Origin of the sequence: Corynebacterium curieae, from assembly GCF_027570035.1 — a bacterium.
Lineage (GTDB): Bacteria > Actinomycetota > Actinomycetes > Mycobacteriales > Mycobacteriaceae > Corynebacterium > Corynebacterium curieae.
In genome coordinates, this window is record NZ_JAKMUU010000002.1 from 181289 (window position 1) to 193230 (window position 11942).

Sequence of the window (11942 nt, forward strand, 5' to 3'; positions counted from 1 at the left end):
TTTCCGCGCTCTACCGAGCAGAGGATAAGGAGCAGGTCAGCTTGCTGGGAACCAAGTATGAGGCCGATGGTAAACCCATTTGTCCCGCTGACCCCGATGAAGCCGCTCGGCGCTATTTGGAGCTGCTACAAGATGACCTCAACGCACAAAACGCCGCCCAGCAGCGCCCAGCCAATGACTACTCACCCTTCGAATTCACCTCCGCTGACCGGCACTTTTATTGCAGCGCTTGGCCGGTGAAGGATTCGGTATCTACCACCTGCGTGACCACCGTGGGCGATGTAGCGCTGAACTACTACCTCCACCGCGATGGCCACGACTCCACTGCCGAACAGCAACGCATGGAAGACATCGGCACCAAGCTCTCGCCCTCCCTGCAGAACTTGGACTAGTCCGGGCTCACCACATCGTGGTCGAGACCTTGCTCGCGCCGGCGCTTTTCCGCACGGCGCTTTTGCGGCCCGATGGTAGTCTCCGGATTCTTCACTGCTTCTAAGCCCGCGTTGAGCACGCCAAAACGCGTGCATGCAGATCCTGCCAAAAGCGATAAGCCTGCAGCCACCGACACCGCGCGGGATTTCGTGGCTGCCGCGAGCGTGCTACCTACGCCACCGGCTGCAATGAGGTATTCCGAGGCCTTCATCAACGCGCCCGGCTTGCCCTCGTGCAGCGCCTCCCGCGGTTCCGGCTCCATGCCACCTTCCAGCACCTTCGTCGCCGCCACATCGCTAGCCGCAGCCGCCATACCTAGCGCGCGGGCCGGACCGGCGTGCTCGACTGGGGTGGTCACCATAGCCATGCCTGATGACGCCGCCGCTGCTGAAGACACGAATACGTACGGCAAGTGCTTTTTCATGTCATTCCACACCGGGTTCGAGGTATTCGACAGCAGCACTGCCGTGTAGCCGGCTAGCGGGCCACCGAGCACGCCAGCTACCACCCCTGCCGGGGCGGCCGACTTCTTCAGCGCCGTGCGCACCATCTTTGGTAGCGGCAGCTTATGGCCCGTCAGGGCGTCCACTTCTGCCGCGGCAGGAAGAGCGGCCGCGCTCGCGAAACCAGAGAGGATCCAGGATCCCATGGACATCGGTGAAGTCACCTTAAAGACGCGGAACATGTTCAAAGCCCGCTCCGGCCGGCCCAAATCCAGAATCAAAAAGACCGATCCCACGGCCGCGGCACCGAAGGCAGAAATGCGGGTGGTACGACGCAGCGGCGCATTTCCAACAGCCTGCGCACCCGCTGCCAAGAGCCCCGAACCGCCGCTAACACCGCCTAAGAAAAGGTAGGCACCAATCGGCCATTCCCACGGCGGAGCCTTGACCACCGGGCGGCCGTAGTAGGACGAGAACTCGAAGTCCTGCGCCATGCGCTCTTCTTTCGAACCATCCTGCGCGCCCGCGCCTAGTCGCTTACGTTTCTTCTTCGGCTTTGTGCCATCGAACTTGCGGTAGCGATTGCGTCGCTCCGGCTGCGGCGGGCGATATTCATCAAAGCTGCTCATTTGCGTCCCCCAATCAAAAAGGAACCCGCCACAGCTAGAGCCATGCCGCCGATAGCCTTTGCTGCGGTCTTATACATCTGTGGCAAATCCGCCGTCGGTACCCGCGGGTCTGGCGGCAGACCGTAGACCTCCGGAGAATCCAAGAGCAAGAAGATGGATCCGGTTCCACCGACACCATCATCCTGATTCGCGCCGTACAGCCGAGCCTCGGTCAATCCCTGCTCATGCAACACCCGCACGCGTTCTTTGGCCGCAGCTAACATCTCTTCATACGGGCCAAACTGAATGGAATCCGTGGGGCACGTTTTGGAGCAGGCGGGCTGCTCACCCTGCTTGAGGCGGTCATAGCACATGGTGCACTTCTGGGCGACGCCCAGATTCTTAATCGGCATCGCCTCGCCCGGAGTATGGTCTGGGCCCTGAGGCGCCAGCTGCTTGAGCTTTTTCAGCACATTGACACCCGCATGGGAATTATCCACGTGGTCCACGGTGGCGGTTTTATCGTATTTCAGCGCCACGCCACCATCATCGCGGCGCTCAATGACCCCGAAGGGGCAACCTGCCACACACGTGCCGCAACCATTGCACACATCATCCTGGACCACGACGGTGCCGAACTCGGTGCGGAAAAGCGCACCCGTGGGGCACACATCTAGGCATCCTGCATGCGTACAGTGCTTGCACACGTCCGAGGACATGAGCCACCGGAATGTATCGGTATCCGGAGGGGTGGTATCAACCTCTGGGGCTTGCGCCCCTACCGATGGCATGCCCAAGGAAATGATTTTCTTTCCTTCCTCGCGGGCATGCTCGATGCGCTCATTGTTTTGCTCTACAAAGGCCACATGCCGCCAGGTATTAGCACCAAGTGCCCCCGTGTTGTCGTAGGAATCACCAGTGACGCCGTAGCCTTCAACCGGGTTGCGGTTCCACTCCTTGCACGCCACCTCACAGGCCTTACAACCAATGCAGATAGAAGTATCGGTGAAAAAGGCCATGCGGCGGTACTTATCGTAGCCGTGCCGGCGGGCGTCCTCGGTTAGTAGATTGGTCATTTACTTACCCTCTTCGCTTTCCTCGCCGTTCTCGCCGGGTTCGTCCGCATCCGCGGGCTGCTGCACTTCTGGGTTATAGGTGAAGGAATCATCCACGGTGAGTAGATCATTGCCGGAATCCAGGTTCAGGTGCGCGCGCTTCTGGTACTCCTTGAGCATCTCCACACGGGCCTCACCACGCGGGCGACGCCCCGGCTGGATATCGCAGGCGCCGATCTTCGAATTCTGAATGAACACGTTCGGCTCTAGCGTAAGACCCAGCAAATCATTGGCACCATCGCCAGCAACGGCCGTGGAATCAGACTCGCCGTAGTGATACGGCAAACCGATCTGGTGGAATTCCTCGCCATTAATCTTCATCATCTGCATGCGATCGGTAACCAAGACCTGCGCCTCAATCACGCCGCGGGGCGAGACGATGGTGGCCCACTTACCATTTTCCAGCCCGCGCTTTTCCGCCAAGGCCTTATCAACCTCGCAGAATAGGCCAGGCTGCAGCTCCGCCAAATACGGCAGGCGGCGCGACATCGCGCCCGAGGTATACATCTCGGTGAGGCGATAGGTGGAAAATACGAACGGGAACACCTCCGAACCGGGCTCGCCTGGTTCTGGGCGCGACAGGTTATCCGGGCGCTTAATAGTCAGGCGCGTCGGCGATTGCTGCTGCTTGTACAGCACATTGTTCACTGGGGACTCGTGCGGCTCATAGTGGGTGGGCAACGGGCCGTCGGAAAGCCCCGACGGCGCAAACAGCCAACCACGGCCATCTGCCTGCATGATGAAGGCATCGGTGCCATCAAGCGCATCTGGCCCGACGGCGTCGACAGGAGCCTTATAATCCGGCGCCTTAGTCACTGGGAAGTCCGGCACATCATCGCCAACCCACTTTCCTAGGTCAGCGTCCCACCAGACATACTTCTTGCGCTCGGACCACGGAGTGCCATCCGGCTTCGCCGATGCGCGGTTGTAGAGCAAACGGCGGTTTGCCGGCCAGACCCAACCCCACTCCGGAGCCACCTCATTTTGCTCCGAACCTGGCACCTTGCGCGCGGACTGATTAATGCCGTCCTTAAACACACCGGTGTAGATCCAGCAGCCACCGGAAGTGGTGCCGTCATTTTTCATCTCTACGAAGGCAGGCAAAAGCTCGCCCTTCTTCGGGCCGTCAAGGTAGTAGCCGTTTATCTCCTTGAGGATATCCTCAGAATCCGGTTCGCCCTCCTCGGTTTCCACATAGTCCCACGTAATCTTTTGCAAAGGCAGGTCACGCGGATCGGTGGAATCGCGCAGGCGCTCCTTAATCTTCTTGCCCAACTGGTAGAAGAACCACAGGTCACTCTTGGCCTCACCCGGCGGCGGCGCTGCCTGGAAGCGCCACTGCAGCATGCGCTGCGTCTGGGTAAAGGTGCCAGCCTTTTCCACATGGGTTGCCGCTGGCATCAAGAAAACTTCGGTGCCAATATCTTCGGTCTTGAGCTCGCCGTTCTTGATTTCCGGCGAATCCTTCCAGAAGGAGGCGGTCTCAATCTCCTGGAAATCGCGCACCACCAGCCACTTCAGCGCGGCCAAACCGCGGCGCTGCATTCCGCCATTGGACTGCGCCACGGCCGGATTCTGGCCGAAGACAAAATAGCCTTCCACCTGCTCATCCAGCATTGCCATGAGCGTTTCATAGGTCGAATGCGCGCCAGAGATGCGCGGCATGAGGTCATAGCCCCAACCATTGTCCTTGGTTGCCGCATCGCCCCAATAAGACTTCATCAGCGAGACTGCGTAATTCTCACCGATCTGCCAAAAGCCCTTCTGCGACTCGTTACGGATACCATCGACGAACTCTGGCCAGCTTTGCTTATCGACGCTCGGCATGGGCAAATAGCCCGGCAGCGAATGGAACAACGTCGGAATATCAGTAGAACCCTGAATCGAAGCGTGACCGCGCAGCGCCATAATGCCTGAGCCAGGACGGCCCACATTGCCGGTCAGCAGCTGCAAGATAGCTGCGGTGCGGATGAACTGCGCGCCCAGGGTGTGCTGGGTAAAGCCCAACGCATAAGCAAAGCAGGTAGTGCGTTCCGGCGTAGAGTTCTGTGCTATCGACTCGGCTAGATAGAAGAAGTCCTCTTGCGCAATACCACAGGTCTCCTCCACTACCTCAGGCGTATAGCGCGCGTAATGCCGCTTGAGGATCTGGAAGACGGAATTCGGATGCTCCAGCGATTCATCGCGTTCCACATTCCACGACGCACCCTCCGGCTTTTGCACGTACTGCCACGAATCCGTGACATACTTTCCGGTTTCCGGATCATAACCAGAGAACAAACCATCCAAGTCCTCGGTGTCCTGATAGTCCTCCGAGATGATCATCGGCGCATTGGTATACGCCACCACATAATCATGGAAATACAGCTCATTTTCCAGTAGGTAATTAATAACCGCACCCAAAAGCACCACGTCCGTGCCGCCGCGAATGCCGATGTGGCGGTTCGCAAACGCAGACGTGCGCGTATACCGCGGATCCACGTGAATGATGCGTGCACCACGCTTCTTGGCCTCAACCACCCACTGGAATCCCACTGGGTGACACTCGGCCATATTAGAACCCTCAATGACGATGCAGTCCGCATTCGCCATATCCTGCAGCGGTTGGGTTGCGCCGCCGCGGCCAAACGAAGTTCCTAGACTAGGAACGGTGGCGGAGTGTCATATGCGTGCCTGGTTCTCAAGCTGTATCGCGCCGGCGGCGGTAAACAATTTCTTGATGAGGTAATTTTCCTCATTATCCAAGGTCGCACCGCCCAAACCGGCGATACCCATCGTGCGATTAAGGCTGCGTCCCTCATCGTCCACGTCCTGCCAGCCATTGCGGCGGGCCTCCAAGAAACGATCCGCAATCATCTCCATCGCGGTATCTTCATCAAGTTCCTGCCACTCCGTTGAGTGCGGGGCACGGTACTTAATCTTGGTCAGACGCGTAGCGGAATTAATCAGCTGCTCCGACGCAGAGCCCTTTGGGCACAGGCGCCCGCGAGAAATAGGCGAATCCGGATCGCCCTCCACTTGAATGACGCGGTCATCTTTGACGTACACACGCTGCGAACAGCCAACGGCACAATACGGGCACACCGATTGCACCACGCGGTCTGCTTCCACCGTGCGTCCATGCTTATCTTTGCTCTTTTGCGACTGCGTGTTGACATCCCTACCAAAGGGATCACCGCTGCGCAGCTGGCGCACAACCGGCCAGTTGAGAGGGCTAAAGCGAGACATATCCCTAAATCTATATTTACCCGAGCCAAAAAGCCAGAAAGGCTACCCTAACTAGCCTGCACCGCCCATAGTGCCCGCTTGATCCCCTCGGCGATCTCCTCCAGCTCCATCATCGGCTTATCTGTCTTGTTCTGCTCCCTAATGTAGGGAACGTGCACAAATCCCACCCGTACATCCGTTCCTGCAAAATGGTGCAGCAGCCCATACAACAACTGATTGCAGACAAAGGTCCCAGCCGTATTGGACAGTTGCGCCGGAATATCTCCCAACGCCTTAACCATTGCTTTAACCGGCAACGTGGAAAAGTACGCCGCTGGGCCTCCTTCCACAACCGGTACATCCACCGGTTGGTACCCCGCGTTGTCTGGAATTTCGGCATCCATGACATTGATCGCGACCCGCTCTGGGGTTATGTGCTCCCGTCCGCCGGCTTGACCGAGGCAGACAACTACATCCGCTGATTCTTCTTCGACGGCCTCAGTCACCCTGCGCAGCGATTCCCCGAACTTCGTTGGAACAACCAATTGTGAAATCTCCACGCGCCCGATGCGCCCAGGTAAGTGATTCAACACTTGCTCCGTAGGATTTATACTCTCTCCGTCAAAAGCATCGAATGCAGTCACGAGGATTTTCATGCCGCCAGTATTCCAGATTCTCTGGAGGCGCGCCCTTCGCGCTCACCGGCGAAGGAGTTCTGGTGTTGCGGCCCTGCTCTAGTGAGCGGGAAGGGGCTCAAAAACTCATCCCTTCCCCTTCGCGCTCACCAGAAACAGTCCTTCGAGGCGTTTTACTCTTAACCGTGAGCGCGAAGGGCAGGCCCCTATCCGATCTGCTGCTTCGTAGTGCAGTCGATCTTCGCATAGGGCCGACCCTTCTTATCCACGGACGTCAGTGCGTAGTTTCCGTTATATGCGCGGCAGCCGGTATATGTATCAACCACCGGCGCCGGTTGAGGAGCCGCTTGTTGCTCGGCCGGCTGAGACACCGAGCTCTCGTAATCCTGCGTTGGTTGTTCCGCTACCTCCACCTCGGGTGCACTTTCCTCGGCTTGCCGGGGCTCTTCTTGCCGTTGCTCTTCTACTCGGCGCTCTTCCTCCTGGCGTTCCTTCTCGCGCTTTTCTTCCTCTCGCTCTTGTGCTTCTAGCTCGTTAATCTTTTCTCGAGCCTGTTTCTCATTTCCCCCAAGCTCGCGTTCTTTGCTGGCAGCAATCTCTTTCGGAGCATCCGGATAAGCGGCCTTTTGGAAGGTGCTCCGACCGTCCTTAGAGCGAGTCAGGGCTACCAAACCCGCCTTTGCAGCAACAGATTTATCTATGGAGTCCTCATAAGCTGGGATGTCCCCTGCCTCAATTCCTGCAAATGCTGCGGCTGCAGCTTCGGCGCTACTAAGTGCTTCGGCCATTTCTTCATCACTGGAAACCTTGCATTCATCCGAAACCCCAAAGATTCCCTCGCCGGCATCTTTAGGTGCACGCTCGGCCTTTTGCACTTCTTCGTAAAACTTGTCATTTCCTCCGAATACAACGGCAGCGGCTAATCCTTCTGCTGCAATATCGGCGTTAATAAAGTCGTCCTCAAGGAAAACCCCAGCAAGGGTGCGGCCGTATTTATCCGTCCTTTCTGAGTCATACTCCAACCGGACTTCAGTCCCCTGCGGCAACCGCCCTTCCAAATAATGCTTCGCCTCTTCCGCGAGACATTCGCTGGGCACCCCGTTATGGCCGATTTCAGGCGTATCGATGTTGAGCAGTCGGACCCGGGTATTTTCGCCGTCAATATCAACGTCAATGGTGTCACCGTCGATCACCCGATTAACCACAACCGTGTCTTCATCATCGCCGCCCAAGGCAACGGAAGCAACAGCTCCAACCGCGAATATACCGACGAGGGGTTTGACCCAACCCATAAATGCGCCTCCTGAGATAGAGAAAATAGATACTTAAAGTTAGCAGTGAGGCGCAAGGTGATTATTCATACCCTCCCTCCGCGCTCACCGGCAATAGAAAACCACCTCAAAAAATCTCAGTGCGTGAGCGCAAAGGGCGGAGAGGAAAGCTGATAGTGATGCCACATCTTGTACCTGCGGGCGTTCAGGGAATAAGGTGAGCAGTATTGAAGTTGAACCGAACAGTATCTGGCAAATAGTCCGATCTGTCCATTTTTATTTTCAAAGGAATCTTTATGTCTCAACAAGAGTCTTCGCGCTCCAAGCTTCCCGGCTGGGCCACGGGATTCGGTGCGCAGGTCATCGCGGGCCTTATTATCGGCCTCATCCTGGGCTTCATTGCCTCCGGCATGGATACTGATCCAGATAACCCCGGCTGGTTAACCACCCTGCTTACCGGCGTCGGTGGCGCCTACGTGCAGCTGCTCAAGGTGATGATCCCGCCGCTGATTTTCGCGGCCGTCGTCACCTCTGTCGCCAACCTGCGCAAGGTAGCCAACGCCGCTTCCCTAGCCATTTCCACGTTGGTGTGGTTCGCAATCACCGCTTTCTTCTCCGTTCTGACGGGCATCATTGTCGCCGTGGTAATGAAACCGGGCGTCGGCACAAGCGTTGACGCAGCTACCGCACAAGATCCTTCCCACGTTGGCTCGTGGACCGCGTTCTTTGAGCAGCTGCTGCCGCAAAACTTCCTCGGCCTTTCTGCCTCGCTTTCCGACGGCGAAGTTTCCCTCAGCTTCGGCGCCCTCCAGCTCCTTGTCATCTCGCTGGCTATTGGAATCGCCGCGGTCAAGACCGGCAAGTCTGCCGAGCCTTTCCTGCGCTTTACCGAGTCCTTCCTCAAGGTCATCCAGGTTATCTTGTGGTGGATCATCCGCCTAGCGCCGATTGGCACCGCCGCGCTTATTGGCAAGGCCGTAGCTACCTACGGCTGGGACGCACTGGGCTCGCTGGGCAAATTCGTTCTAGCTATGTACGTGGGCCTTGGTTTGGTATTCGTTGTCATCTATCCGGCCGTACTGAAGTTCAACAAGATTCCGGTTATGGGCTTTTATAAGCGCGTATGGCCAGTCACTTCGTTGGGCTTTGTCACCCGTTCCTCTATGGGCGTTATGCCAGCCACCGAGCGGTTCAGCGAGAAAGCGATGGGTGTTCCGTCCGAATATGCATCCTTTGCCGTGCCGCTGGGTGCAACCACAAAGATGGACGGCTGCGCTTCCGTCTACCCGGCCATCGCAGCCATCTTCGTTGCCCAATTCTACGGAGTTGACCTCGACTTCTCGCAGTATCTCCTCATCATCTTCGTTTCCGTCATCGGTTCTGCAGCTACCGCAGGTACGACAGGTGCAACGGTCATGCTCACGCTAACCTTGTCTACGCTGGGCCTGCCACTGGCGGGCGTCGGCCTCTTGCTAGCCATCGAGCCGATTATCGATATGGGCCGCACCGCACTTAACGTCACTGGACAAGTACTGTGCGCGACCATCGTCGCCAAGCGCGCCGGAATCCAAGACAAAGCAACCTGGGATGCTGCAGAAAGCGGCGTCAGGGACATTATGGACTCTGACTCGGCCGAGTCCATCGGAGTCAAGGCTTAAGCCAGTCTCCTAGTTCAAGCAAAAAGAAAGGCCCGCAAGGTTAACCTTGCGGGCTTTTGGCTATGCGCTTTTACTTGTTCTTGAAGCCATCAACACCATCGGTGTCGATCTGCTCCTTGCGCAGCTCCTCAGTGCGGGTCTCGGTATCGCGGACGGTATCCTTCTTCAGGTTGACCTTCTCGACTGGGACGGTTTCCTTGTCGATGTTCACGCGCTCCTCGTGCAGAGTAACGGAAGCTTCCTCAGAGTCGCCGGAGATAGCGCCGTTGTAGTTTTTGGCGTCCTCAGCGTTGATCGGGGTACGCTCAACACGAACTTCCTCGCGGTCAACGGGTACCTCAACGGTCTCAGTGTCGGTCACGACATACTTACGGAGGCGAGCCTCACCGGTAGCTACGCGTTCCTTGTTGACGTTGAGCTGCTCCTCAGAGCGGATGAGCTCACCGTCGTTATTGGTGCGCGCAGCAGCATCGTCTGCAACGCCAGTCTTACGCTCGGTGTGAGCGGCCTCGGTAGCTGCCTTATTTTCATCGGCGCGTGCACCAGCAACACCTGCACCTGCAGCGCCTGCGCCAGCACCAGCTGCACCTGCACCAGCGGTCAGGTTGTGATCCTTGTCAGCGCCAGCCTGCACGTCGCGCTTAGCGTCGAGGTTGGAATCCTTGTAGTCGGTAACGTCGTGTGCACTTTCCAAGCCGTAGTGCTTGAAGATATCGGATTGTGCTTCTGGGGTCAGCGGCTTATCGGAGTCGAAGTCTGGTGCATCCTTGATGCGGTCCTTGGAGAAGCCCAGCTTCAGGTCATCACCGGAGAAATCATGACCACGCAGTGGGACCAAGCTGGAGTTCATGCCGAACAGGCCGTGGTTAACCTCAACGAAGGTCGGCTGGCCGGACTGGTCATCAACGAATACCTCGTTGACATCGCCGAGCTTCTCGCCGTCCTTGTCGTATGCGGTGGCGTTAAAAAGGTCCTTAATGTTCTTACCCATTGTCAATAAATCCTTTCTGCTATTGGTATAGCTATCTTCAACCAAACAAAAGGACATTTTCTTACCCCCAACACGTGGAGTGCGGGGGTGAAAATCTCTTCTTGTTTGCTGTGACAACCACCATACGGAGAATTCGAGATTTTTCGACCGCCAGCAGAAAAATTTCTGCAATTTCTTCACCGATCACAAAGTTCATGCAGCTCAGAAAGCACTATAACGGTTTGATAACATCCGGATAATTGCACCGTAAACGGCAGTAATGACAAGACTGGATGTCGGAAAGTGAGCCCACAGTGCCATTAGCCAATAGACTTAACAATCACCAAATTTCCCAACGCCAAACACACCCCCGAACGGAGGCAACAGGAAACATTCAGGTTTCTCCAAATAGGGGGTAGTTACTTTCCGGAAATTTACAGAAGGAACACAGTGTGTATACACCCAAACAGGTTGTCACACATATTGGTCTAGTCGGGTCGAGCCTCAAAACGGAGAAAAACCCGGAATTGTTTTAGGTTTAGCGGAACAGGTATGGCCGCCGATGTTCCAAACCTGCTGGCTCCACGTGGATAAAGGCACTGCAACCTGGAAATAGCTCATCCAAGGCGATCTCCACGTCATCGGCAACTTCATGGGAGTGCATAACGCTCCACTCCCCTGGCACTTCCATGGTGAGATACACCAGACGCTGCCGGCCGGAAGCAACAGTACGGCGATCTGTAAAGCTAACCTCGTGCTTCTTTTCCAATCGTGACAACAGCTGGCGAATCTGTTTCCGCTCCTCTTCTGGGAGGGCCTCAGAAAGCAGTCGGCTTACGGAATCACGTAGGAGGGTATAGCCAGTCCATAAAATGTTGATACCCACGGCCAAAGCCACCACTGGGTCCAGCCACATCCATCCAGTAAGATAAACGGCGGCGATGCCGACTAGGACGCCGACGGAAGTCCAGACGTCGGTAAGCAAGTGATGCCCATCCGCATTCAAAGTAGCGGAACGGTAGTGTTTACCCGCACGGATCAGGGCGATGCCCACCAAGCAGTTGAGAACCGAAGAAAGCGTGGAAATCGCCAAGCCCCAACCGGGTTCCGCAATGGGCTGAGGCACAAAGAAGCGCTGAATAGCCGTGTAAATGATCATGCCTGCCGCGATGAAGATCATCGCGCCCTCTACCAAGGCAGAAACGTACTCGGCCTTACCGTGGCCAAATTGGTGGTTATCATCGGCCGGCTTGGCAGCAATACGCAGCGCATAAAAACCCGCGACGGCTGCCACCAAATTAACTACGGATTCGAGGGCATCGGAAAGAAAACCCACGGAGCCTGTAAACCACGCGGCCAATGCCTTGAGAGCGATGGTGGCCACCGCGGCGGCAATGGAAAGCTGCATGAAGCGCTCTAAGACGCGCTGTTCAGAGCCTGGATGGGGCATAGTCACTTCTCCCTTCGGTTCGATTGCGGACCGAAGGTCTCGTTCACGGCCACGACAAGCGCAGACGCTGGCTGGCCGGGCTATACGCCAGTATGTCGACCAGGCATCTCGGTTAAACCGAGGGAACTACTCCCCTTCAGGAACTTTCAACCT

At 56.8% G+C, this 11942-nt stretch carries 9 protein-coding genes; 2 read left to right on the top strand and 7 right to left on the bottom strand.

The genetic code is table 11. The features are described 5' to 3' along the window. The first annotated feature begins 41 nt into the window (after positions 1–41). Entirely contained in the window at positions 42–392 is a 351-nt protein-coding gene (locus tag L8V01_RS05060; RefSeq protein WP_269946054.1) for a hypothetical protein, read from the top strand. On the opposite strand, the gene nrfD is transcribed toward L8V01_RS05060, so the two are convergent. The 5 genes from nrfD to L8V01_RS05085 form a co-directional block, all read right to left on the bottom strand. Then, entirely contained in the window at positions 389–1504 is a 1116-nt protein-coding gene (gene nrfD, locus L8V01_RS05065) for an NrfD/PsrC family molybdoenzyme membrane anchor subunit (protein ID WP_269946055.1), read from the bottom strand. The two genes, L8V01_RS05060 and nrfD, sit on opposite strands and share 4 nt — an antisense overlap. Next, positions 1501–2559, bottom strand: a complete 1059-nt coding sequence (locus L8V01_RS05070; protein ID WP_269946056.1) for a 4Fe-4S dicluster domain-containing protein — start codon at positions 2557–2559, stop codon at positions 1501–1503. The genes nrfD and L8V01_RS05070 overlap by 4 nt, the downstream gene beginning before the upstream one ends. After that, on the bottom strand, positions 2560–5826 hold the full coding sequence (gene fdnG, locus L8V01_RS05075; protein ID WP_269946057.1) for a formate dehydrogenase-N subunit alpha: 3267 nt from the start codon (positions 5824–5826) through the stop codon (positions 2560–2562). Between the two features lie 47 nt (positions 5827–5873). Continuing rightward, a complete protein-coding gene (pcp, locus tag L8V01_RS05080) occupies positions 5874–6461 on the bottom strand; it encodes a pyroglutamyl-peptidase I (protein WP_269946058.1) in 588 nt (195 codons plus the stop codon). A gap of 185 nt (positions 6462–6646) precedes the next feature. Further along, positions 6647–7732 (bottom strand): thermonuclease family protein, encoded by a 1086-nt coding sequence (locus L8V01_RS05085; protein ID WP_269946059.1) that lies wholly within the window; start codon positions 7730–7732, stop codon positions 6647–6649. A 275-nt stretch (positions 7733–8007) separates the two neighbouring features. Between L8V01_RS05085 and L8V01_RS05090 the strand changes: the two genes are divergently transcribed. After that, positions 8008–9369 carry a dicarboxylate/amino acid:cation symporter gene (locus L8V01_RS05090; RefSeq protein ID WP_269946060.1) on the top strand — a complete coding sequence of 454 codons (1362 nt, stop codon included), beginning with the start codon at positions 8008–8010 and terminating at the stop codon, positions 9367–9369. 70 nt (positions 9370–9439) lie between these two features. Here the strand turns inward: L8V01_RS05090 and L8V01_RS05095 are convergent, their stop codons facing one another. Further along, on the bottom strand, positions 9440–10360 hold the full coding sequence (locus L8V01_RS05095) for a PRC and DUF2382 domain-containing protein (protein ID WP_269946061.1): 921 nt from the start codon (positions 10358–10360) through the stop codon (positions 9440–9442). A 517-nt stretch (positions 10361–10877) separates the two neighbouring features. Next, positions 10878–11789, bottom strand: a complete 912-nt coding sequence (locus L8V01_RS05100; RefSeq protein ID WP_269946214.1) for a cation diffusion facilitator family transporter — start codon at positions 11787–11789, stop codon at positions 10878–10880. Between the last annotated feature and the right edge of the window lie 153 nt (positions 11790–11942).

Excerpts from the sequence above, each read along its gene's own strand:
- L8V01_RS05070 (WP_269946056.1), bottom strand. The coding sequence starts at position 2,559 with ATGACCAATCTACTAACCGAGGACGCCCGCCGGCACGGCTACGATAAG.
- L8V01_RS05090 (WP_269946060.1), top strand. The coding sequence starts at position 8,008 with ATGTCTCAACAAGAGTCTTCGCGCTCCAAGCTTCCCGGCTGGGCCACG.
- L8V01_RS05085 (WP_269946059.1), bottom strand. The coding sequence starts at position 7,732 with ATGGGTTGGGTCAAACCCCTCGTCGGTATATTCGCGGTTGGAGCTGTT.
- L8V01_RS05100 (WP_269946214.1), bottom strand. The coding sequence starts at position 11,789 with ATGCCCCATCCAGGCTCTGAACAGCGCGTCTTAGAGCGCTTCATGCAG.
- pcp (WP_269946058.1), bottom strand. The coding sequence starts at position 6,461 with ATGAAAATCCTCGTGACTGCATTCGATGCTTTTGACGGAGAGAGTATA.
- nrfD (WP_269946055.1), bottom strand. The coding sequence starts at position 1,504 with ATGAGCAGCTTTGATGAATATCGCCCGCCGCAGCCGGAGCGACGCAAT.
- L8V01_RS05095 (WP_269946061.1), bottom strand. The coding sequence starts at position 10,360 with ATGGGTAAGAACATTAAGGACCTTTTTAACGCCACCGCATACGACAAG.